Origin of the sequence: Neobacillus drentensis NBRC 102427 (assembly GCF_001591445.1) — a bacterium.
Lineage (GTDB): Bacteria > Bacillota > Bacilli > Bacillales > Cytobacillaceae > Neobacillus > Neobacillus drentensis.
On sequence record NZ_BCUX01000029.1, the window covers coordinates 19,808 to 43,940 of the forward strand.

Annotated in this window: 23 protein-coding genes; 20 read left to right on the plus strand and 3 right to left on the minus strand. The window is 39.6% G+C overall.

Going from position 1 to position 24,133, the window contains the following annotated elements; all coding sequences use genetic code 11:
* The first annotated feature begins 161 nt into the window (after positions 1-161).
* Positions 162-953: a sporulation transcription factor Spo0A gene (gene spo0A, locus BDR01S_RS15240; protein WP_066257460.1), complete on the plus strand. Its 792-nt coding sequence runs from the start codon at positions 162-164 to the stop codon at positions 951-953.
* A gap of 97 nt (positions 954-1,050) precedes the next feature.
* Here the strand turns inward: spo0A and BDR01S_RS24945 are convergent, their stop codons facing one another.
* Positions 1,051-1,191 (minus strand): YycC family protein, encoded by a 141-nt coding sequence (locus tag BDR01S_RS24945; protein WP_066257459.1) that lies wholly within the window; start codon positions 1,189-1,191, stop codon positions 1,051-1,053.
* Positions 1,192-1,230: 39 nt separating this feature from the next.
* On the opposite strand from BDR01S_RS24945, the gene BDR01S_RS15245 reads away from it, so the two are divergent.
* On the plus strand, positions 1,231-1,959 hold the full coding sequence (locus tag BDR01S_RS15245; RefSeq protein ID WP_066257456.1) for a glycerophosphodiester phosphodiesterase: 729 nt from the start codon (positions 1,231-1,233) through the stop codon (positions 1,957-1,959).
* A 10-nt stretch (positions 1,960-1,969) separates the two neighbouring features.
* Here BDR01S_RS15245 and BDR01S_RS15250 read toward each other — a convergent pair whose 3' ends face one another.
* On the minus strand, positions 1,970-2,209 hold the full coding sequence (locus BDR01S_RS15250; RefSeq protein WP_066257454.1) for a DUF2627 domain-containing protein: 240 nt from the start codon (positions 2,207-2,209) through the stop codon (positions 1,970-1,972).
* A 183-nt stretch (positions 2,210-2,392) separates the two neighbouring features.
* On the opposite strand from BDR01S_RS15250, the gene BDR01S_RS15255 reads away from it, so the two are divergent.
* From BDR01S_RS15255 to BDR01S_RS15340, 18 genes are all read left to right on the plus strand, one after another.
* Complete coding sequence (locus BDR01S_RS15255) at positions 2,393-4,468, plus strand: sigma 54-interacting transcriptional regulator (protein ID WP_066257452.1); 2,076 nt, start codon at positions 2,393-2,395, stop codon at positions 4,466-4,468.
* 132 nt (positions 4,469-4,600) lie between these two features.
* Positions 4,601-5,506, plus strand: coding sequence for a phosphate butyryltransferase (gene yqiS, locus BDR01S_RS15260; RefSeq protein WP_066260252.1), 906 nt, complete (start codon positions 4,601-4,603; stop codon positions 5,504-5,506).
* 29 nt (positions 5,507-5,535) lie between these two features.
* Positions 5,536-6,639 carry a branched-chain amino acid dehydrogenase gene (gene bcd, locus BDR01S_RS15265; protein ID WP_066257451.1) on the plus strand — a complete coding sequence of 368 codons (1,104 nt, stop codon included), beginning with the start codon at positions 5,536-5,538 and terminating at the stop codon, positions 6,637-6,639.
* Positions 6,640-6,717: 78 nt separating this feature from the next.
* Complete coding sequence (gene buk / locus BDR01S_RS15270; RefSeq protein WP_418303029.1) at positions 6,718-7,836, plus strand: butyrate kinase; 1,119 nt, start codon at positions 6,718-6,720, stop codon at positions 7,834-7,836.
* A 21-nt stretch (positions 7,837-7,857) separates the two neighbouring features.
* On the plus strand, positions 7,858-9,279 hold the full coding sequence (gene lpdA / locus BDR01S_RS15275) for a dihydrolipoyl dehydrogenase (RefSeq protein ID WP_066257449.1): 1,422 nt from the start codon (positions 7,858-7,860) through the stop codon (positions 9,277-9,279).
* Positions 9,280-9,323: 44 nt separating this feature from the next.
* Positions 9,324-10,319 carry a thiamine pyrophosphate-dependent dehydrogenase E1 component subunit alpha gene (locus BDR01S_RS15280; RefSeq protein ID WP_066257448.1) on the plus strand — a complete coding sequence of 332 codons (996 nt, stop codon included), beginning with the start codon at positions 9,324-9,326 and terminating at the stop codon, positions 10,317-10,319.
* 12 nt (positions 10,320-10,331) lie between these two features.
* On the plus strand, positions 10,332-11,315 hold the full coding sequence (locus BDR01S_RS15285; protein ID WP_066257446.1) for an alpha-ketoacid dehydrogenase subunit beta: 984 nt from the start codon (positions 10,332-10,334) through the stop codon (positions 11,313-11,315).
* 18 nt (positions 11,316-11,333) lie between these two features.
* The gene (locus BDR01S_RS15290; protein ID WP_066257444.1) at positions 11,334-12,632 is read left to right on the plus strand and encodes a dihydrolipoamide acetyltransferase family protein; all 1,299 of its coding nucleotides are present in this window, start codon (positions 11,334-11,336) and stop codon (positions 12,630-12,632) included.
* Between the two features lie 127 nt (positions 12,633-12,759).
* Positions 12,760-14,658 (plus strand): methylmalonyl-CoA mutase subunit beta, encoded by a 1,899-nt coding sequence (locus BDR01S_RS15295; protein ID WP_066257441.1) that lies wholly within the window; start codon positions 12,760-12,762, stop codon positions 14,656-14,658.
* 37 nt (positions 14,659-14,695) lie between these two features.
* On the plus strand, positions 14,696-16,837 hold the full coding sequence (scpA, locus tag BDR01S_RS15300) for a methylmalonyl-CoA mutase (protein ID WP_066260250.1): 2,142 nt from the start codon (positions 14,696-14,698) through the stop codon (positions 16,835-16,837).
* A complete protein-coding gene (gene meaB, locus BDR01S_RS15305; RefSeq protein WP_066257439.1) occupies positions 16,837-17,952 on the plus strand; it encodes a methylmalonyl Co-A mutase-associated GTPase MeaB in 1,116 nt (371 codons plus the stop codon). Before scpA ends, meaB begins: the two co-directional genes overlap by 1 nt.
* A 111-nt stretch (positions 17,953-18,063) precedes the next feature.
* Positions 18,064-18,501, plus strand: coding sequence for a BrxA/BrxB family bacilliredoxin (locus BDR01S_RS15310; protein WP_066257436.1), 438 nt, complete (start codon positions 18,064-18,066; stop codon positions 18,499-18,501).
* 122 nt (positions 18,502-18,623) lie between these two features.
* Positions 18,624-19,790 carry a M20 family metallopeptidase gene (locus BDR01S_RS15315; protein ID WP_066257434.1) on the plus strand — a complete coding sequence of 389 codons (1,167 nt, stop codon included), beginning with the start codon at positions 18,624-18,626 and terminating at the stop codon, positions 19,788-19,790.
* 209 nt (positions 19,791-19,999) lie between these two features.
* A complete protein-coding gene (locus BDR01S_RS15320; protein ID WP_066257432.1) occupies positions 20,000-20,788 on the plus strand; it encodes a transporter substrate-binding domain-containing protein in 789 nt (262 codons plus the stop codon).
* 73 nt (positions 20,789-20,861) lie between these two features.
* Positions 20,862-21,521 (plus strand): amino acid ABC transporter permease, encoded by a 660-nt coding sequence (locus BDR01S_RS15325; RefSeq protein ID WP_066257431.1) that lies wholly within the window; start codon positions 20,862-20,864, stop codon positions 21,519-21,521.
* The gene (locus BDR01S_RS15330; protein WP_066257429.1) at positions 21,514-22,236 is read left to right on the plus strand and encodes an amino acid ABC transporter ATP-binding protein; all 723 of its coding nucleotides are present in this window, start codon (positions 21,514-21,516) and stop codon (positions 22,234-22,236) included. Before BDR01S_RS15325 ends, BDR01S_RS15330 begins: the two co-directional genes overlap by 8 nt.
* A 66-nt stretch (positions 22,237-22,302) precedes the next feature.
* Entirely contained in the window at positions 22,303-23,298 is a 996-nt protein-coding gene (locus tag BDR01S_RS15335) for an aromatic acid exporter family protein (protein ID WP_066257427.1), read from the plus strand.
* Between the two features lie 22 nt (positions 23,299-23,320).
* The gene (locus BDR01S_RS15340; RefSeq protein WP_235846581.1) at positions 23,321-23,833 is read left to right on the plus strand and encodes a L,D-transpeptidase; all 513 of its coding nucleotides are present in this window, start codon (positions 23,321-23,323) and stop codon (positions 23,831-23,833) included.
* A gap of 50 nt (positions 23,834-23,883) precedes the next feature.
* Here the strand turns inward: BDR01S_RS15340 and prli42 are convergent, their stop codons facing one another.
* Positions 23,884-24,000 carry a stressosome-associated protein Prli42 gene (gene prli42 / locus BDR01S_RS26515; protein WP_335405564.1) on the minus strand — a complete coding sequence of 39 codons (117 nt, stop codon included), beginning with the start codon at positions 23,998-24,000 and terminating at the stop codon, positions 23,884-23,886.
* Positions 24,001-24,133: the final 133 nt, after the last annotated feature.

A 24,133-nucleotide genomic window follows, 5' to 3' on the forward strand; every position in this document is an offset into this window, starting at 1 on the left:
GTTAAGATTTTATCACTATTTTAAGAAATATTAAAAAAATGAGAGGAATTTTTGTTGCATTGTCGAATTTCTAATTTAGAATAGAATTAGGAGATTAAAACTGATTAGAAATGTAAGTTTTGAAATAGAGCTTATGATTTAAACCTGAGGAGGAACTCGAAGTGAAGAAAATTAAAGTTTGTGTAGTTGATGACAATCGGGAACTAGTTGGATTATTAGAGGACTTTATTTCGTCCCAAGATGATATGGAAGTTGTAGGGATTGCTCATAATGGACAAGAATGTCTAGAAATGTTATCAACAACAGACCCTGACGTTTTGGTTTTGGATATCATAATGCCTCATCTCGATGGTTTGGCTGTGCTTGAGCGCCTCCGTGATCTAAAAAAAGGAGTACTTCCTAATGTTATTATGCTAACTGCTTTTGGCCAGGAAGATGTGACGAAGAAAGCTGTTGAACTTGGTGCATCCTACTTTATTTTGAAACCATTTGATATGGAGAATCTAGGAAGCCATATTCGACAAGTTAGCGGAAATAGCAATACATTTACACGAAAGTCAACATCAACTTCTTATCGTTCTCAATCAGAGCAAAAACCGAAAAATTTGGATGCAAGTATCACGAGCATCATTCATGAAATTGGTGTCCCTGCACATATTAAAGGATACCTCTATTTACGTGAAGCGATCTCAATGGTTTATAATGATATCGAACTTTTAGGGTCAATTACGAAAGTGCTGTATCCAGATATCGCTAAAAAATATAATACGACAGCAAGCCGTGTTGAACGAGCAATCCGTCATGCGATTGAAGTGGCCTGGAGTCGTGGAAACATTGATTCCATTTCAAGCCTTTTCGGATACACAGTCAGCATGACTAAGGCAAAACCAACGAATTCAGAATTTATCGCCATGGTTGCTGATAAGCTTCGTCTTGAACATAAGGCATCTTGAAATGAATAATAATAATAATTGTAAGCCTTCATCGTAAGAAATGAAGGCTTTTTCTTTTCCATATAAGCTAAAGGAGTTTTTTACTTTTAGGAATTTGTTAATTCTCCTTCTCTTTTTCCAATTCCATAAGTTTTTGGATGAGAATGTGTTGGGGCATATGCATAAGCTGTTCTAACGGCACATTTAACTTTTTGGAAAGCTTTATTGCTGTTTCTGGTGATAACTGCAATGGTTTCATTAAAGAATTCCTCTAATTTTGTAGTTGGGAAGTGAAAATATGACTCAAATTTTTGCACACCGTGGCTACTCGGCTTCATTTGCAGAAAATACACTTGTCGCCTTTCTTGAAGCAGAAAAAGCCGGTGCAGACGGGGTAGAATTAGATGTTCAATTAACAAAAGACGGCGAATTAGTTGTCATTCATGATGAAAAAGTTGACCGAACAACAAGCGGGAACGGGTTGGTAAAAGAATTTTTATTTAAGGATCTTAGGAAATTGAATGCCAATAAAAAAAGTACCAAAAAGGAGCCAATACCTACTTTAACGGAAGTTTTTGAGTGGCTTACCTCCAATAAATTATTATGTAATATTGAATTAAAAAACGCGTTTTTTCCCTATGAGGGTATGGAAGAAAAAGTTATACATCTTATTCGTAAATTTGATTTAATGGATCGGATTATTCTTTCCTCTTTCAATCATTATAGTATAGTTAATTGCTATCGTCTGGCACCTGAAATTGAAACGGCACCGCTTTTTCTAGAAGGCATCTATATGCCCTGGATCTATTCCCAAGCCATTCGAGCAAAGGGGATACATCCCCGATACTCGACCATGCCTGATGATGTGATGATAAATACATTAAATAACGGGATCGCCGTAAGGCCATATACTATTAATAAAGAGACTGATATGCATCGCCTTTTTAAGATAAATTGCACGGCAATTATTACTGATGACCCAATAAAAGCGTTAAAATTACGAAAACAATATGAAAAGAGACCCTAGAGGCCTCTTTTTATTTTGTATTTTTAAACCTTTTTTGTACCTTGCTTCTTTTCCGGTCTCGATGAAAGATAAATCCTGCCACAAAGCCTAGACCGCCAACAAAAAAGATTAATCCAGAAAGAAATTGAAACAATAAGTTAGGGAATGAGGATTGCAAAATCCCGAATAACATATCACGCATTAATTTAATACCAACAGCAGCCAAAGCACCAGGAATCAATACAATGATGAGGGCAATAATTCGTTTCATACTTAATCCTTCCAATATCAAATTTTACTGTAATATCAGTCATAATTAGATTATATCTCATGAAAATATAATTACCTAGATATTATTTGTCAAGGACTGTGTTAGGGTATAAAATAGTAATGAAAAAAGTTGCATATTTTTCTGAAGATGATATGAAAAAAATTTCTTTAAGGGGTAGAAAAAATGCAAAATGTCATGATTGTTGGTGCTGGAAAAGGTGGTACGGCAATCTTAAAGATCTTAAATGAATCAGAGGTATTAAAGGTTGATGCTGTTATCGACCGGAACCCGGAAGCGCCAGGTGTTTTATTAGCACAAGCAGAAGGGATCAAAACAGGGGAAGACTGGTATCCTTTTTTAACAGAACCAATTGATATCATCATTGAAGTAACAGGTAGTGACACTGTTTTTCAGGAGATTAGAAAAGCTAAAAATCAAAAGACCGTTCTAATTCCCGGAAGTGTGGCGTTTCTAGTTGCTAAGATTATGCAAGAAAAAGAAGAACTAATCGAAAAGCATAAAAATGAATCTTACCAGCAGGAATTAATCTTTAATGCGTCTAATGATGGAATGGTGGTAATTGATAAGGATAGAAAAGTCATTTTATTCAATAAAAGGGCACAAGAAATAATGGGTGTAAAGAGAGAGCAGGCGATTGGGAAATATGTCGTTGAAGTTATTCCAACCACAAGACTGCCTTTAATTCTAGAAACAAGAAGAATTGAAGCCAACCAAGAAATGGTTCTAGATAATGACCGAAAAATCATAACAACCCGTATTCCAATTATCGAGGAAAATGGGACCTTGATAGGTGCTTTTGCTGTATTTAAAGATATTACTGAGGTTGTTAATCTTGCTGAAGAACTTACGGATTTAAAGGAAATTCAAACGATGCTGCAAGCGATTATCCATTCTAGTGATGATGCCATTTCTGTTGTGGATGAAACTGGCAGAGGTATCCTTATTAATCCGGCATACTCCCGTATTACCGGGCTTACGCATGATCAGATTATTGGCCAACCAGCCACAGCTGATATCTCTGAAGGTGAAAGTATGCATATGAAGGTGCTGCAAACAAAGAGAGCTGTACGAGGTGTACCGATGAGAGTGGGGCCAAACAAACGTGAAGTTATTGTAAATGTCGCTCCAATTATTGTAAAAGGGAAATTAAAAGGCAGTGTTGGTGTTATTCATGATATGTCCGAAATCAAATCACTGAATCGAGAATTGAACCGAGCCAGGGAATTGATCCGCAAGCTCGAAGCGAAATACACCTTTGAGGATATTATTGGTCAATCGGATGAAATGATGCTTGCAATCGAGCAAGCCAAACTAGGAGCAAAAACTCCTGCTACCGTCCTTCTTCGCGGGGAATCAGGAACAGGGAAGGAACTGTTTGCACATGCTATACATAATGCGAGCGACCGTAAATATAACAAATTTATCCGGGTCAATTGCGCAGCTATATCAGAAACATTGTTGGAAAGTGAACTATTTGGATATGAGGAAGGCGCTTTTTCCGGTGCAATGAGAGGTGGAAAAAGAGGTTTTTTCGAAGAAGCTAATAATGGCAGTATCTTTCTCGACGAAATTGGTGAACTTCCAGTTAATACACAAGCAAAATTGCTTAGGGTTCTTCAGGAAAAAGAAATTGTCCGAGTCGGTGGGACAAAGCCAATTTCCATTAATGTTAGGATTATTGCGGCAACTAATGTCAATTTAGAAAAGGGTATTGCTAAAGGCTCCTTTCGGGAAGACTTATATTATCGTTTAAATCGTATGCCAATACACATTCCGCCGTTAAGGAAACGAAAAGAGGAGATTCCTCTTTTAAATGAGAGGCTTATTCAAAAGATCAGTCAGGATTATGGAAGGAATGTAGAAGGAATTACATCAGCTGCACTAAAACAAATAATGGATTATGACTGGCCGGGAAACGTACGGGAATTGGAAAATATTCTTGGCAGAGCAATCATTTTTATGCAGTATAATGAGACCCTTATTGATGTACAACACTTACCAGAATTAAAAAATAAAAAAACCACAAACGAGTCTTCTGTAAGCCATAGTAATGATTCCTTTGTGATAGACCGTTCCTTATCGGATTTAATGGATGAATATGAGGGGAAAATTATCAAGCAGACACTAATTAGATTAAATGGAAATAAGACATTAACAGCAAAAATGCTGGGATTGTCCGTAAGGAATTTATATTATAAGCTTGAAAAATACAATATTGAAAAGAATAGCATGCAATAAATTTCATACTACGAAAAAAAATGCGCATTAAAAATTGGATAATAAAGCGTTTTCATGGATATTGAATTTGGCACAGAAATTGCATATTTTATTATGGGAGTTACAGTAGTAGGAGAAAGGGTTGATGACAACTTGTTGCTTGATTCACTAATTAACAAAGCAGCCCAAGGAAGTTCAAACACTGTGGCAGTTGTAGCTGCCGAAGATTTAGAAGTCATTGAAGCTGTCATAGCTGCATTGGACCAAAATCTCGCCAAATTTATGCTGTTTGGGGACAAAGTGAAGATTAATTCTATTATTGAATCGAAAAAACATCAAAACATGAGCGGTGATTGTTTAAAAGTTATCCACGCTGATTCGACTGCTGAAGCGGCAGAGTTAGCAGTGAAGGCAGTTTTTAACAAAGAAGCGAGTGTCTTGATGAAAGGGAACATTCCAACCAATATTTTCTTAAAAGCTGTTTTGAATAAGAATTTTGGGCTTAGAACTGGAAATGTTTTATCACATATTGCTGTATTTGAGGTCCATGGCTTCAATCGTTTTACGATAATAACTGACGCAGCCATGAATATTGCTCCCGATTTAGAACAAAAAGCACAAATTATTAGAAATGCGGTTACCCTTGCGAGGTCAATCGGCATAGATATGCCTAAAGTGGCCCCCATTGCTGCAGTGGAAGTAGTTAATCCAGCTATGCAGGCTACTTTAGATGCAGCGGCATTAACTGTAATGAATAAGCGAGGACAAATCTCAGACTGTATTGTAGATGGACCGTTAGGCTTAGATAATGCCATATCAACTCTTGCTGCTGAACACAAAGGGATTCATAGTGAAGTGGCAGGAAATGCAGATATTTTATTAGTACCAACCATCGAAGTAGGCAATGCATTATATAAATCATTAATATATTTCGCAAATGCAAAAGTTGGGGCAATAATTGCCGGGGCAAGCGCACCAATTGTTTTAACATCCAGGGCTGATACGGCTGAAAGTAAGCTTTATTCTCTTGCACTAGCGTTATGTTGCACAACAAAATAGATATTCACTAACCCGAGGAGGAATTACCCATGGAAATTTTCAAGTACTTAGAACAATACGATTATGAGCAAGTGGTATTTTGTCAGGATAAACAATCTGGATTAAAAGCAATTATTGCGATTCATGATACAACACTAGGTCCTGCGTTGGGCGGAACTCGTATGTGGACTTATGCCTCTGAAGAAGCAGCAATTGAGGATGCACTACGCCTAGCAAAAGGAATGACTTATAAGAATGCGGCGGCAGGATTAAATCTTGGCGGCGGTAAAACCGTAATCATCGGTGATCCGAGAAAAGATAAGAATGAAGCAATGTTTCGTGCCTTTGGCCGTTATATCCAAGGACTAAACGGCAGATATATTACAGCAGAAGATGTAGGAACAACCGTTGCAGATATGGATTTAATTCATGAAGAGACAGATTTCGTAACCGGGATTTCTCCAGCCTTTGGTTCTTCAGGCAATCCTTCCCCTGTAACTGCTTTCGGAGTATACCGCGGAATGAAGGCGGCTGCGAAAGAAGCGTTTGGAACTGATTCGCTTGAAGGAAAAGTTGTGGCTATTCAGGGTGTTGGAAATGTAGCCTATACGCTATGCGAATATTTACATGAAGAAGGAGCTCAACTCATTGTAACGGACATTAATAAAGAGGCTGTAAACCGTGCAGTAGAAGCATTTGGTGCACTTGCGGTAGATCCTGATGAAATTTATGGTGTGGAATGTGATATCTATGCACCTTGTGCATTAGGTGCAACAATCAATGATGAAACGATTCCGCAACTAAAGGCAAAAGTTATTGCCGGTTCGGCTAACAATCAATTAAAAGATACTCGTCACGGTGATATCATCCACGAAATGGGAATTGTTTATGCTCCAGATTATGTTATTAATGCGGGCGGGGTAATCAATGTTGCGGATGAACTCTATGGTTACAATCAAGAACGGGCAATGAAAAAAGTGGAACAGCTATATGGGACGATTGAAAAAATAATCGAAATTTCAAAACGTGATGGCATTCCGACTTACGTAGCAGCGGACCGGATGGCAGAAGAAAGAATTGCAAGAATCCGTAATTCACGTAGCCAATTCCTCCAAAATGGCCACCATATCTTAAGTCATAGAATTTCTAGATAGAACTTTTTACAAAAATAGGCCTTACAGAGCGCTGAATGGGAATTCAGCGTCTTTGCTTTCATAAAGCGAATTTCCTAAATGGAGGTCAATGCGTTGCAAGATAATGAATATCGAATTCTCGTCATCAACCCCGGTTCGACATCCACTAAGATTGGAGTCTTCGATAATGATATTTCGATCTTTGAAAAAACAATCCGCCATGAGGCAGAAATAATTAATACTTTTTCAAATATTATTGATCAATATGATTTTAGAAGAACCATAATTTTGGAAATACTGGAGCATGAAGGGATAAATATATCCACACTATCGGCTGTATGTGGACGTGGGGGGTTGCTCCGACCAATTGAAGGGGGGACCTATCCGGTTAATGATGTGATGCAAAAGGATTTGCGGTCGGGTTTTGCTGGACAGCACGCTTCTAATTTAGGCGGAATCATTGCCTTCGAAATCGCATCCGGATTAAATATTCCCTCTTTTATCGTTGATCCAGTTGTTGTGGATGAGCTTGAACCACTTGCAAGAATTTCCGGTTTTTCCTTAATTGAAAGGAAAAGTATTTTTCACGCCCTGAATCAAAAAGCAGTCGCAAGAAGGGTAGCAAAGGAATTAGGAAAAAAATACACCGACTTAAATTTAATTGTGACCCATATGGGTGGTGGGATTACTGTTGGTGCCCATCAGCATGGTAAAGTCATTGATGTTAATAACGGCCTTCATGGAGATGGGCCTTTTAGTCCTGAACGGGCTGGAACCGTGCCGGTCGGGGATTTAGTAGCACTTTGTTATTCTGGTGAATATTATCGTGAAGAAATAATGAAGATGCTTGTTGGCCAAGGTGGCCTTGTTGGTTACCTTGGAACCAATGATGCGGTAAAGGTAGAACAAAGAATAGCATCTGGTGATGATGTGGCAAAGCTTGTGTTTGAGGCAATGGCCTATCAAGTAGCAAAGGAAATCGGGGCTGCTAGTGCAGTATTATCAGGAAAAGTAGATGCAATTATTCTGACTGGCGGCCTTGCCTACGGGAAAGGATTTGTGAAATCAATCACCGATAGAATAAATTGGATTGCAGATGTTATCGTTCAGCCGGGAGAAAACGAACTACAAGCGTTAGCTGAAGGAGCCCTTCGAGTTTTACGTGGGGAAGAAGAGGCAAAGGTTTATCCCGGGAATTTTAAAATAGCGAAAATTTAAGGTATATAGGGAGGAAAAAAAGTGGCACAAGAATATGATTTAGTCATTCTTGGCGGGGGAACTGGTGGTTATGTAGCGGCTATAAGAGCCTCCCAGATGGGATTAAAAACTGCAATTGTCGAAAAAGGAAAACTTGGCGGTACATGTTTGCATAAAGGATGTATTCCAAGTAAAGCACTCCTAAGAAGTGCAGAGGTCTATGCAACAACCAAACATAGTAAAGATTTTGGAGTTATCACTAGTGATGTATCGGTTGATTTTCGTCTAGTACAGGATCGGAAAAATAGGATAATTGATCAACTTCACAAAGGTGTTCAGCATTTAATGAAGCAAGGGAAAATCGATGTCTACGAAGGATTAGGCAGAATCCTGGGACCATCAATCTTTTCTCCTATGCCGGGTACAATCTCTGTTGAAATGAATAATGGGGAAGAAAACGAAATGCTTCTTCCGAAAAATGTAATTGTTGCGACAGGTTCTAGACCGAGGACACTTTCAGGGCTTGAAATTGATGGCGAATATGTAATGTCCTCTGATGAAGCGTTGCAACTAGAGTCACTCCCTAGTTCCATTATTATTGTTGGCGGGGGCGTTATTGGGATTGAATGGGCATCTATGCTTTCTGATTTTGGAGTGGCAGTAACGGTTATTGAATATGCTGATCGTATAATTCCAACGGAAGATAAAGAAATCTCGAAAGAAATGCAGCGCTTGATGAAGAAAAAGGGAATTAAGCTTGTGACCAGCGCCAAAGTGCTTCCGGAAACAATTATGAAGGATAATGGAGTTGCGATTTCTGCAGAAGTGAAGGGTGCTTTGAAGGAGTTTAAAGCAGAAAAACTTCTTATTTCGGTTGGACGTCAAGCAAATATAGAAGGAATTGGGCTTGAGAATACAGAAATACAAGTGGTGAAGGGGTTTATTGAAACAAATGAATTTTTCCAAACCAAAGAATCACATATTTATGCAATTGGTGATGTGATTGGTGGATTGCAACTTGCCCATGTTGCTTCACATGAAGGTATTGTAGCGGTTGAACATATCGCCGGGAAAGATCCTACTCCGTTTGACTATCATTTGGTTTCTAGATGCATCTACAGTAACCCCGAAGTTTCAAGCGTCGGGATTACAGAAGATCAAGCTATTGAAAAAGGACATCAAGTGAAAATTGGTAAATTCTCTTTCCGTGCAATTGGTAAGGCACTTGTTTTTGGAGAGTCTGATGGATTTGTAAAAATTGTTGCTGATGAACAGACCAATGATATTCTAGGGGTACATATGATTGGTCCTCATGTAACAGATATGATTACAGAGGCAGGGCTTGCGATGGTATTAGATGCGACACCATGGGAAATTGCGCATACGATTCATCCGCACCCGACATTGTCAGAGGCAATTGGTGAGGCTGCACTTGCTGTTGATGGGAAAGCAATCCATTCTTAAATAATTTTTTGATACGAACAATTGAATTGGGAGGTAAGAAATAAATGACAGAAAAGCGTCATGATGCTTTAGGATTAAGCGACGGAAAAGTATTGGAAATGTATGAAACAATGCTTTTAGCCCGCCGAATTGATGAACGGATGTGGTTATTAAACCGTGCCGGTAAAATACCATTCGTTATTTCTTGTCAGGGTCAAGAAGCGGCACAAGTAGGAGCAGCATTTGCGCTTGATCGTGAGAAGGATTATGTTCTTCCGTATTATCGTGATATGGGTGTCGTGTTGACTTTTGGGATGACTCCAAGGGAACTGATGCTTTCAGGCTTTGCAAAAGCAGAAGACCCCAATTCAGGAAGTCGTCAAATGCCCGGGCATTTTGGTCAAAAGAAAAATCGGATTGTAACTGGTTCTTCACCAGTTACAACTCAAGTTCCCCATGCTGTCGGAATTGCACTTGCTGGGAAGATGGAAAGAAAAGACCTTGTTACTTTTGTTACATTTGGAGAGGGATCCTCTAACCAAGGTGATTTCCATGAAGGTGCAAACTTTGCAGGTGTCCATAAACTTCCGGTAATCTTCATGTGTGAAAATAACAAGTATGCCATTTCAGTGCCTATTGAAAAACAATTAGCGTGTGAAAAGGTTTCTGACCGGGCAATCGGATATGGTATGCCAGGCTTCACTGTTAATGGGAACGACCCATTAGAAGTTTATAAAGTAGTGAAAGAAGCCGCGGAACGTGGCCGTCGTGGGGAAGGACCATCCTTGATTGAAACCATTTCCTACCGTCTGACACCACACTCTTCGGACGATGACGACCGTTCCTACCGTGCTCCGGATGAGGTTGCAAAAGCAAAGACACAGGATCCGATCATAACTTTTGGTGCCTACTTAAAGGAAACGGGAGTTATGGATGACGGGTTGGAAAAGGAAATCAATGACCGTGTAATGAAGCTCGTAAACGAGGCGACTGACTATGCAGAGAACGCTCCATATTCTGCACCTGAAGACGCGCTGAAATATGTTTATGCGGACATGTAAGGGGGATGAAACATGGCGATAATTTCATATATTGATTCAATCACAATGGCAATGCGAGAAGAAATGGAACGTGATCCAAGGGTGTTTGTTCTTGGTGAAGATGTGGGCCTTAAGGGCGGTGTTTTTAAGGCGACGCAAGGATTGTACGAACAATTTGGAGAAGAGCGGGTGATTGATACTCCGCTTGCCGAATCAGCGATTGCGGGGGTAGGAATCGGTGCAGCGATGTATGGGATGCGACCGATTGCTGAAATGCAATTTGCCGACTTTATAATGCCGGCTATAAATCAAATTATCTCGGAAGCAGCCAAAATCCGCTATCGTTCCAATAACGACTGGAGTTGTCCGATGGTTATTCGCGCTCCTTACGGCGGCGGTGTCCATGGTGCACTCTACCATTCACAATCTGTTGAAGCTATATTCGCTAATCAGCCCGGATTGAAAATTGTAATGCCATCCACACCATATGATGCGAAAGGACTGTTAAAAGCAGCCGTTCGTGACAATGATCCAGTATTATTTTTCGAACATAAACGTGCCTACCGATTAATTAAAGGTGAGGTTCCGACGGAGGATTACACTGTTCCAATCGGAAAGGCGGATGTAAAGCGAGTAGGCGATGATATTACCGTTATTACTTATGGTCTATGTATTCATTTTGCCCTTCAAGCTGCTGAAAAATTAGCGAAGGATGGAATTTCTGCGCATATTCTTGATTTGCGAACGGTCTATCCCCTTGATAAAGAAGCAATTATTGAAGCTGCTTCAAAAACTGGAAAAGTCCTACTTGTTACAGAGGATACAAAAGAAGGCAGCATTATTAGCGAAGTCGCTGCGATAATTGCTGAAAATTGCTTATTTGAGTTAGATGCACCAATTATGCGCTTAGCCGGGCCAGATGTACCAGCAATGCCATATTCTCCAACAATGGAAAAATTCTTTATGGTCAATCCGGATAAAGTTGAAAAAGCCATGCGCGAGCTCGCTGAGTACTAGGAAAAGGAGGGTGAAAAAGTGGTAATTGAACAAATCAAAATGCCTCAGTTAGGGGAAAGTGTCACCGAAGGTACCATTAGTAAATGGCTCGTATCGGTTGGCGATAAAGTAAATAAATACGACCCACTTGCAGAGGTAATGACAGATAAGGTGAATGCGGAAGTCCCATCCTCCTTTACGGGTGTAATTAAGGAGCTGATTGCAGAGGAAGGTGAAACCTTAGCAGTTGGTGAAATAGTTTGCACGATTGAAATGGAAGGTGGAACGGTCCAAGATGCACCTGCAGCAATAACAAGTGATGCCCCTTCAACAAATGGTTCAGAAAGTGCAGAACCAGCAGACCAAGGAAACAAGGCTCGGTACTCACCTGCTGTCCTAAAAATTTCTCAAGAACATGGCATTGATTTAACTAAGGTGTCAGGCACCGGGGCTGGTGGACGGATTACCAGAAAAGATCTCTTGAAATTAATTGAATCAGGAACTATTCCGGTTGCAGGACAAATTGTAGAGGCTGATAAAGAACCAGCTGTCGTGCAGGCCTCAAAACAAGAACCGGTTCAACCGGTTTCAACGCAGACAACCCCTGCACCTGCAGTCAATATCCCAGTTGCAGTTGGTGATATTGAAATCCCTGTGACAGGCATCCGCAAAGCGATTGCTGCGAATATGCTGCGGAGTAAACACGAAGCACCGCACGCCTGGACAATGATTGAAGTCGATGCCACTAATTTGGTGGAATATCGTAACTCTCTAAAAGACGATTTTAAGAAAAAGGAAGGCTTCAATTTAACTTTCTTCGCTTTCTTTGTTAAAGCCGTTGCACAAGCATTAAAAGAATATCCACAAATCAATTCGATGTGGGCAGGAGATAAAATCATCCAAAAGAAGGATATCAATATTTCGATTGCAGTGGCAACAGATGATGCACTTTATGTTCCTGTGATTAAACAGGCAGATGAAAAAACAATTAAGGGGATTGCTCGTGAAATCTCTGAACTTGCCGGAAAAGTAAGAACAGGTAAGCTAAAATCAGATGATATGCAAGGCGGAACCTTTACGGTAAACAACACAGGTTCTTTTGGATCAGTACAATCAATGGGTATCATTAATTACCCTCAGGCAGCTATATTGCAAGTGGAGTCCATTGTTAAGCGTCCAGTTGTCATGAATAATGGAATGATTGCTGTGCGCGACATAGTGAATTTATGTATGTCACTAGATCACAGAGTATTAGACGGGCTTGTTTGCGGCCGATTCCTGCAACGTGTGAAGGAAATCTTAGAAAACACTTCAAAGTCAACTACCTCGATTTATTAACAAATCACAACCGCTTCCAAACTTGGCAGCGGTTGTTTGTTTTTGATTGCTAGAATTGTATTTGTACCATAAAATAGTATTTAGTAGAATTATTCGAATTTTGTTGTAATTAGCACAAGGAAGGGGGATGAACAGTTTGGAAAAAATCAAAAATCAGGCTTTTCCTTCAGGTACCACACTTGAATGGAAAGCAAAAGCCGAGCAATCATTAAAAGGAAAAACGGTTGAATCCTTACAAACTACCACATATGAAAACATTATTTTGAAACCGCTTTATACAGAGCAGGATGAGAGTCCAGTACCTGATTATCCAGGAGGTTCAGATTTTAGAAGAGGAATCTATCCGTTAGGTTACTTGACGAATAACTGGGTAGTCGCCCAACAGCTTTCCTATGAAACGGTGGAGGAGTTGCAGCAAAAACTAAATCAATCGTTTGATAAAGGCCAAACAGCAATCTCTTTTAATGTCTCAAACAATTTGGCAATTTCGGAAACAAATCTAGCGAAAGTGTTAGCTGAATCCTATCACAAATACCCATTTTCTATTAACGCAAAAGGCCGGCAAATTTCTTTTCTAGCTGAATTAGAAAGAATAGTTGAGCAAGAAGGAGCCTCTGAAAAAGTCAGTGGATATATTGGAGCTGATCCGGTTGCCATTTTTGCTGAAGAAGGGTGTATTTCTGAGGAATTTATGAATGATTGGGTTAAGAATATTGCCCGTTCAAATGAGAGTTTTCCTAACTTGCGTACCATTCTAATTGATACTGCTCCTTATCATCGTGGCGGGGCAAGCGCCGTTCAAGAACTTGGTATCGCCATGGCCGAAGGATTATTTTACCTTGTGAACCTTCAGGATGCGGGACTGGAACTCGATGAAATCTTTGAAAAAATGATTTTTCGATTCTCGATTGGCGGAAACTTTTTCATGGAGATCGCAAAACTTCGTGCGGCACGAATCCTTTGGAATCGAATTAGCAATGTATATGGAGTTGCTGATGATAAGAGCAAGATGCATATTGCTGCTGAAACATCGTCATTCACCAAAACAATCAATGACCCGCATGTAAACCTTCTGCGTGCCGGAAATGAAGCTTTTGCGGCTGTGATTGGGGGTATTCAATACTTACATGTGAGTCCATTCGATGAGCTCACCGGGTCCACTTCAGTTTCGGAAAGAATTGCTAGAAATATTCAACTTCTTTTGAAGGAAGAAGCACATCTCAAAAAAGTCATTGACCCTGCAGGGGGTTCTTGGTATGTGGAAGAACTAACCAATAACTTGGCCGAAAAAGCATGGGGATTTTTTCAAACAATTGAAGCCAAAGGCGGCATTCTAGAAGTTTTAAAATCTAGTTGGCTCCAGCAAGAGATTGCTAAAGTTTATCAAAAAAAGAATCACGATGTTCAAACAAGAAAGAAAAGCATTGTTGGAACGAATGTCTACGCGAATCTGGATGAAATAGTTACATATCAAAAAACAAAAGTGAAGAATTCATATTTTACTCAAAAGGAATATTCGTTTGTAAAAGTGGAGGCCATTCCGGACCTGAGATTGTCAGAACCATTTGAAGCGTTGAGAAGTAAGGCTTCTTATCTAGAAGGGAAATTTGGCTCAAAGCCGACTGTAGGGATGATTTGTCTGGGTAGTTTAACGCAGCATAAAGCAAGACTGGATTTTATGAAGGGTTTTCTTACAGCAGGTGGTTTGAAAGCAGCAGATAGTCAACCTATTTTGTCCCTAAATCATGCCAGACAATTCGTTTTAGAACATCCTACAAAGTACTATTGCTTTTGCGGAACGGATGACCAGTACGAAATCAACGGTTTTGAAATCCTAACGGCGCTAAAAACTGAATTCCCTGAGCTGAATTTTTACTTAGCAGGCCTTCCAGAAAAAGAAAAACAGGAGCAATGGATAAAGGCAGGTATTAAAGAATTTATCCATATAAAAAGCAATTGCTACGAAACACTTACAGCAATCCTTAACGAGTTGGAGGTGAGTAAGGTTGAAGAAACAAACGCCTGATTTTCAAAATATCGGTTTATTTGATGAACAAAGATTTATGACCAAAGAAGAGTGGCAGCAAAAAGTACAGCAAGATATAAATACCACCATTGCAGATTTATTGTTTGAGACTAATGAACAAATCAAGTTAAAACCGCTTTATACAAAAGAAGATCGTGAAGACCTTGAGCATATCGGTAATCTTCCGGGACTGCCTCCTTATACGAGAGGTCCTTATCCAACAATGTATGTGAAGCGGCCGTGGACCGTTAGACAATATGCAGGCTTTTCGACGGCAGAGGAAAGCAATGCCTTTTATCGAAGGAATCTAGCGATGGGGCAAAAGGGATTATCGGTTGCCTTTGATTTAGCCACCCACCGTGGCTATGACTCCGATCATCCGCGAGTGGTTGGTGATGTTGGTAAAGCAGGGGTTGCCATTGATTCGATCCTTGATATGAAGACGTTGTTTGAGGGGATACCATTGGATCAAATGTCCGTTTCGATGACCATGAACGGGGCGGTTCTGCCGATTCTTGCTTTTTTCATCGTGACAGCTGAGGAACAAGGGGTAAGTCAAGAGAAACTCGCCGGTACGATTCAAAATGATATTTTAAAAGAATATATGGTCCGAAATACTTATATTTATCCTCCAGATATGTCGATGAAAATAATCGCGGATATTTTTGAGTATACGTCCAAATACATGCCAAAGTTTAATAGTATTAGTATTTCCGGTTATCACATGCAAGAGGCGGGAGCACCAGCAGATTTAGAACTGGCTTACACGCTTGCGGATGGCTTGGAATACGTACGGACGGGACTTAAGGCTGGAATTGAAATCGACTCATTTGCGCCAAGATTGTCTTTTTTCTGGGCGATTGGGATGAATTACTTCATGGAAGTAGCAAAAATGCGTGCCGCTCGCTTAATTTGGGCAAAAATGATGAAATCTTTTCATCCAACCAATGAAAAATCATTAGCGTTACGGACTCATTCGCAAACATCCGGCTGGAGTTTGACAGAGCAAGATCCGTTTAATAATGTCACCCGTACTTTGATAGAGGCACATGCTGCTGTGATGGGACATACCCAATCCCTGCATACAAACGCCTTGGATGAAGCCATTGCATTGCCAACAGATTTTTCGGCACGGATTGCCCGGAACACGCAACTGTTTTTACAAGAGGAAACGGGGATTACCAATGTCATTGATCCGTGGGCAGGCTCATACTACGTTGAAAAGTTAACGGATGAATTGGTTAAAAGAGCATGGATACACATCGAAGAAATTGAAAGTCTCGGTGGGATGGCCAAGGCAATTGAAACCGGACTGCCAAAGATGAGAATTGAAGAAGCATCTGCGAGAAGGCAAGCACAAATTGATTCCGGCAAGGAAACGATTATCGGAGTAAATCGGTATCGATTAGAAAAGGAAGAAGCAATTGATATCTTAGATATTGATAATACAGCTGTACGGTTAAAACAAATTGAAAAATTAAATGGATTAAAAGCAGACCGAGATGATCAGAAAGTTAATGAAACGCTTACGGCATTAACGAAAGCTGCGGAAACCGGTGAGCAGAACTTATTAGAATTGGCTGTCCAAGCAGCAAGAGCGAGAGCGACACTTGGAGAAATTTCCGATGCAATTGAACAGGTTGCGAGTAGACATAAAGCCGTGATTCGTTCGATTAGCGGCGTGTATAGTACTGCTTTTAGCAACGAAGAAGAAATTGTTGAAGTGAAAAAAATGACCGATGAATTCCTGGAAAATGAAGGAAGAAGACCAAGGATACTGATTGCAAAAATGGGTCAGGATGGCCATGACCGCGGTGCCAAAGTAATTGCGACGGCTTTCGCTGACCTTGGGTTTGATGTGGATATTGGACCATTATTTCAAACACCTGAAGAAACTGCATTGCAAGCGGTTGAAAATGATGTTCATGTTATAGGCATCAGTTCGCTTGCGGCTGGACATAAAACGCTTCTTCCGCAATTAGTAGAGGAATTAAAAAGACTGGATCGAGAGGATATTTTAGTTGTCATTGGCGGCGTTATCCCTGCGCAGGATTACCAATTTTTATTTGACCACGGTGCATCTGCCATCTTTGGACCGGGTACGATTATTCCAGTAGCGGCTCAGAAGGTAGTCAAGGAGATTTATAGCAAACTCGGCTATGAGGAAGTGGATCAATAATGGCCACTGATCACAAGCCGGAATGGAGCGACCCGAATCAACCAGATAAATGCTCCAGTGTTGTCAGAAAAGGTCTAGAGCATGATGACCAGAGCGCTTCCATTCAAAAAAATATCCGCTTTCAAAAACGAAGAACACTCGAACCAACTGTCGATGACCTCTATGATGGAGTGTTAAAGGGTGATAGGAGTCTTTTAGCAAGGGCGATTACACTAGTAGAAAGTAATGCTGAACATCATTTTCAAAAAGCTCAGCAGCTTCTGCAGAAACTCTTGCCTAAGAGCGGTAATGCCATCCGAATTGGAATCACAGGGGTTCCAGGTGCAGGGAAAAGCACATTTATTGAGACCTTTGGAATGTACCTTTGCAGTTTAGGACATCGGGTAGCCGTATTAGCGATTGACCCAAGCTCTAGCCTTAGCGGCGGCAGTATCTTGGGGGACAAAACAAGGATGGAGCAATTGTCAAGGAACCCAAGGGCCTTTATCCGCCCTTCACCTACAGCAGGAAAACTGGGCGGAGTTCATCGCAAAACGAGAGAAGCCATGTTAATTTGTGAGGCGGCTGGTTTTGATGTCATCTTAATCGAAACCGTTGGTGTGGGGCAAAGTGAAGTGATTATCAGAGATATGGTAGATTTCTTCATGCTGCTTGTCCTTACGGGTGCAGGGGATGAATTGCAGGGGATGAAAAAGGGAATTATCGAACTTGTAGATGCTATCCTTGTTCATAAGGCAGATGGAGCAAACAAACAGGCAGCAGAACAAACTAGAAAAGAGTATAACCGAATTCTTCACTTTCTACATCCAGCAACTAAAGGTAGGGCACCAAAAGCCTATACCTGTTCATCTTTGACAAAAGAAGGGATAAATGATGTTTGGAATGTTATTCAATCTTTTGAAGAAAACGGAAAAGCATCGGGTGTCCTTAACGAAAGAAGACAGACACAGGCTAAGGAATGGCTTTATTCGATGATTACCGATCAGCTGCAATTTCAATTTTTTCATAACAATGGGGTGAAAAATGCGCTTCCAACCTTAGAAAAAGAAGTAATTGCCGGTGAAAAAACAGTGGCTAAGGCTGTAGATACTTTATTTACTATCTTTTTAGGATAGAAATATGAACGTGCTATTAAATTCTTCAATAAGAAATAAGATGTTACATTTGGAAAAAACACATTTTAACTGTTATGATATAGTTATCTAGATTCTTAAGGAGTGAATTTAATGAGCATGGATTTTAATTTTTTTATGAATGATGTTGTTAATCAGGCACGTCAAGAGATCGTGTCTGCTGGATATAAAGAGTTGAAAACACCTACAGATGTTGAGGAAGCACTAGAGCAAAAAGGGACCACGTTGGTAATGATTAATTCAGTATGTGGTTGTGCTGGCGGCATTGCTCGTCCAGCAGCAGCGCATGCCCTTCATTATGATAAGCGTCCGGATCACCTTGTCACTGTTTTTGCCGGACAGGATAAAGAGGCAACGGAGAAAGCCAGAAGTTATTTTACAGGATTTCCTCCATCTTCTCCTTCCTTTGCATTATTGAAAGACGGAAAGATTATCACAATGGTCGAAAGACATCAAATTGAAGGTTATGACCCTGCTTCAGTGGTTGCTAAGCTTCAAAAAGAATTTGATGAATATTGTGAAGAAGTATAAAAAATGTATACGAAAGGCCAAGTCGTAATTGATTTGGTCTTTTTTCTTGTCGGAATGATATTTTTAATGTATATTTATTAATAATTTTGTAATTTTAATCAAAATATAGGGGAGTTTTCATCATGAAGGATGTATTAAAAAATTATTTAGAATCCATTCAAAATAGATTATGGGAGATTAGTGATACCTTCTACCATCATCCCGAATTAGGGGATCAAGAATACAAATCTAGCAAACGCTTAATAGAGTTCCTTGAAGAACATAATTTTGTTGTTGAAAAAGGAATCGTTGGCAGGTCTACATCGTTTAAAGCTGTTTATGACAGCAAGAAAGATGGGCCAACCGTTGCGTATTTATCTGAATACGACGCTTTACCTGAAGTTGGGCATGGATGCGGTCATAATTTGATCGGGACGATGAGCGCTGGGGCTGGAGTGACTTTAAGTAAAGTGGTAGATGAAATTGGCGGACGTGTTGTTGTCTTAGGAACACCTGCTGAAGAAACAAACGGGGCGAAAGTGCCGATGGCTGAACAAGGTATTTTTGATGATATCGATGCGGCAATGATTTTACATCCTGCTGATGAATCCTATGAGAGTGGTGAATCTTTAGCAATGGATGCGATTCAATTTGACTTCCGAGGAAGGACAAGTCATGCGGCAGCTTCTCCAGAGATGGGAATCAATGCACTAGATGCTGTCATCCAATTATTTAATGGGATCAATGCCCTGCGTCAGCATGTGACTTCAGATGTTAGAATCCATGGCATTATTAAAGAAGGTGGAGTAGCAGCTAATATTGTCCCAGATAAAGCAGTCGCTCAGTTTTATGTTCGTGCCAAGGATCGCAGTTATTTAAATGAGGTCGTTCAAAAGGTCATAAGTATTGCGAAAGGTGCATCTTCCATGACAGGCGCAGAGGTTCATATTGAAAATTATGAATTGAGCTATGATAATATGGTTACAAATCAAACATTATCCAAATTGTTCACAGGAAATCTCCTAACTACTGGAGTTAAGAAAGTTAACAAAGCGAAAGACTCATATGGTTCGATTGATATGGGAAATGTCAGTCATGTTGTACCTGCTATTCATCCCTACATTGGTCTTGATTCGCCTGGATTAATTGCTCACACAAGGGAATTTGCCGATTTAACCATCACTGATAACTCTCACCAGATTCTATCTAGGGGAGCATTGGCTCTTGCCTTAACTGGATTTGATTTAATTAGCAATAAAGAAGTATTGGAAAAAATGAAAAATGAATTTAGGCAAACAGTATTAAGCTAATCCCATAATCTCTAGTACCTCTTTTTGATGAGGTGCTTTTTTATTGGAGTGATAAATTATTATGCAATAGCATAGTACGGAATTTTTTGAATATTATTATATTAAAAAAACATCTTCTCAAAATAAGAATCATGTGTTATTATTCATTTTGCTGAATAAAAATCCAGTTTTAATCTAGTAAATATTTATATAACATAGGAGGAAACACAATGAAAAAAGCGATTTTATTTTTTACCTTGATTTTGACATTAGTGATTATGGCTGCTTGCGGCCAGAATAATAAAGACGGGGCAAATGGAGAAAAAACAGCAGATAAAAAAGTACTGACAATGGCAACCTCTGCCGACTACCCGCCATTCGAATATGTTGATACAAAGAAAAGTGATGAAATTATCGGATTTGATGTTGATTTGGCAAAAGCAATCGCTGCTAAGCTTGGATATAAGGTTCAAGTAAAGGATATGGATTTTGGCGGGTTGGTTCAATCGCTTAAATCAGGACAAGCAGATTTTGTATTGGCAGGAATGACACCTACTGAAAAAAGAAAGAAAAATGTTGATTTTAGTGATATTTATTATACCGCTCAGCACATGATTGTTTCTAAAAAGGACAGCGGAATTGACACGGTTGAGGATTTAAAAGGGAAAACAGTTGGCGTTCAGCTAGGTTCTATTCAAGAAGGAAAAGCACAGGAAATTAATAAGCAGATTCCTATTAAAATTGAAAATCGTAACCGTATCCCGGACCTTATTCAAGAAATTAAATCAGGACGTTTTGATGCGGCTATTATTGAAGACACGGTAGCAAAGGGTTATTTTGAAAAAGAAAAGGAATTCAAGGGGTTTACTCTTAGTGACGATCCAGAAGAAGCAGGTTCTGCCATCGCATTCCCTAAGAACAGTGATTTAACCAAAAAGTTCAACAAAGAATTAAAGAACATGAAAGAAAACGGTGAATTACAAAAATTGATTGTTAAATGGTTCGGCGGGGAAAAGTAATACTACATTACCTAGAGACGTTCACTCCGAACGTCTCTAAGATTTTTATTCTTATAGAGAGGACGGATGATGAATGAACTTAGACTTTACTCAATTCATTCCCTCCATGCCATATATTTTAAAAGGTATTTTAGTTACCCTCCAGATTGTTATCTTAGCGGGGATATTGGGGTTTGTATTAGGGATTATCTTATCTTTATTTAAAATTAGTTCGATTAAAATTCTAAACTGGTTAGCTGACTTGTATACCTCGATTTTCCGCGGTACACCGCTAGTTTTACAGTTAATGCTCATTTATTATGGATCACCGCAGATTATCGGTTATCAAATCGAGCCTTATACAGCTGCAATTTTATCGTTCGCTCTTAATTCAGGGGCCTATATATCAGAGATTATCCGGGCAGGAATTCTTGCTGTTGATAAAGGACAGCAGGAAGCAGCAATGGCGTTAGGTGTTCCGTACGGAAAAATGATGTGGGACATCATTCTCCCTCAGGCCCTGAAGAATATTCTACCTGCCTTAATGAATGAATTTATTACACTTACAAAGGAATCAGCGATTGTTACAACAATCGGGGTTATGGATATTATGCGCCGTTCCTACCAAGTAGGGGCAGAAAATTACTCCTTTTTCGAACCGCTTTTGATTGCCGGATTAATTTATTACTTGATGGTTATCACGTTAACTTTCTTAGGAAAAGCGCTTGAGAGGAGAATGAGACGCAGTGATTAAGGTAGAGGGTTTGCACAAAAATTATGGAAAGCTTGAAGTATTAAAAGGAATCTCGACTAACATAAAAGCAGGGGAAGTTGTCGCCATAATTGGACCTTCAGGCTCTGGAAAGTCCACTTTTCTACGCTGTATGAATGTTCTTGAGAACGCAACTAGCGGTAGAATTTGGGTAGGAAATCATGAGCTGACCGATAAAAAGACAAATATCCTGAAGGTCCGCCAAAATGTAGGAATGGTCTTTCAACACTTTCATTTATTCCCTCATAAAACAGTCCTACAAAACCTCACCTATGCACCAATGAAGGTAAAAGGAATGTCTAAGGACCAGGCGGAGAAGATCGCCCACGAACTATTAGAACAAGTGGGTCTGACGGAAAAATCAGATGAATATCCGACAAGGTTATCTGGAGGGCAAAAGCAGCGGGTGGCGATTGCACGTGCCCTAGCGATGCAGCCCGAAGTGATGCTTTTTGATGAACCCACTTCCGCTCTAGACCCTGAAATGGTAAAAGAGGTGTTAGAAGTTATGAAATCCCTTGCCCATACTGGAATGACCATGGCGATTGTAACGCATGAAATGGGGTTTGCCAGAGAGGTTGCAGACAGGGTCTTATTCTTAGATGGTGGAGTGCTAGTAGAAGATGCTCCGCCGGAAGAATTTTTTACTAATCCAAAGAGCCAGCGGGCACAAGATTTCTTGCAAAAAATGCTTTAATAGGGATATGCTGAAGATGGTCTTAATGATCATCTTTTTATTTTTTCTATTTTTGGGGAGATAATTATGAAATTTCGTATTGGATACCGGACAATTAAAACAGCTGTGGGCACGGCCATTTCGATTTTACTGGCTCAGCAGCTTGGATTACAAAACTTTGCATCAGCAGGAATATTAACTATTTTATGTATTCAGGTTACAAAGCGAAGATCGCTTAGAACAGCTTGGGATCGATTTTTAGCTTGTGTATTAGCGATGCCTTTTTCGGCTTTATTTTTTGAAGGTATCTCCTATCACCCAATTGTTATCGGAATTATGTTGTTTTTCTTTATACCAACAATTGTGATGATAAAGGCGCCGGATGGAATTGTAACAAGCTGTGTTATTATTTTACATATCTATTTAGCAGAGAAAATAACTATGGCTATGTTTTTTAATGAACTTGGCGTTATCACTATAGGTATTGGGGTGGCACTACTCATTAATCTTTATATGCCGAGCGTCGATAAAAAACTTAAGGACTACCAAAGTGAAATAGAGGATAATTTTAAGATCATTTTCTGTGAAATGGTTCGTTATTTACGGACCGGAGCCAGTGATTGGGATGGAAAAGAGATTACAGTTAGTGCTCGATTACTTGAAGAAGCGATAACACTTGCCCTTCAGGATGTTGAAAATCATATTTTACGTGATGAGAATATTTATTTTCATTACTTTAATATGAGAGAAAAACAGTTTGAAATTATTGAACGTGTTTTACCCATTGTGACCTCAATTACTCGTACAGTAAAGCAGGGGCATATGGTGGCTGAGTTTCTGGAAGAACTTTCTGATAATGTTCATCCTGGAAATACAGCTCATATTTATCTTAAAAAATTAAGAGAAATGAAAAAGGAATTTGAGGAAATGGATCTCCCAAAGACAAGAGAAGAATTTGAAACGCGGGCAGCTCTACTGCAACTAGTAAATGAAATGAATGACTATCTGATTATAAAAAGTTCATATAAAGGTGTAAAAACTTCTTCAAAAGTGAATGAACAGAAAAAGATTGAAGCAAACTAGGGAAAAAAGGCAGGTGGCTGCTTTGATAAAAATCTTATCGCCAATCCTGATTACTTTTTTCCTTTCACCTTTTTGGCCGTTAGGGCCAAATCCTATGCCGGGTGGACCATTTGTTATTGTTAACAAAAGCAACAATGAAATGGCGTTTATTGATGAAAACAAAGTCCAAACAGTGGTAAGTGTCGGGACCGGTAAAACACAAGAATTAACCCCGGAAGGCCTTTTCACGATTACGGTAAAAGCAAAGGATCCTTATTTTCGGAAAGGGAATATTGCTGGTGGGGATCCGAAGAATCCTCTTGGGGCGAGGTGGATAGGCTTTGATGCAAAAGGAACCGATGGTCGAACCTATGGCATCCATGGGACGAATCAGCCTGCATCTATCGGAAAATACGTCTCTCAAGGTTGTATTCGCACACAGAATGAGGTAGTTTCTTCGCTTTATCCGATTATACCATTAGGAACAAAGGTATTAGTTATCTCTTCAAGTAAATCATTTGAGGCACTTGCCAAAGCTAGCGGTGCAATAAAATAGCGAAAGGGACTGTTCAACCGGAACAGTCCCTTTTTCATATATTTTTTTTACTATAGAAATGAACCAATTCCTATTAGGAGAGTTGAGGCAAGCATAGCGAATAACATTAACATAACTATAATTTTTCTCGTTTTCTTACTTTTCATTATGGGTACCTCCCTTAACATTTTGGAGCTTTATATCTATTGTACAAGGAAAAACAAAAATGAACAACGGAACAACTAAGCATTTTAGGAAGGATTTATGAACTTTTTCACGAATAAGTAAATTGTCGAATTAATTTTAATATTTAGAACAGAG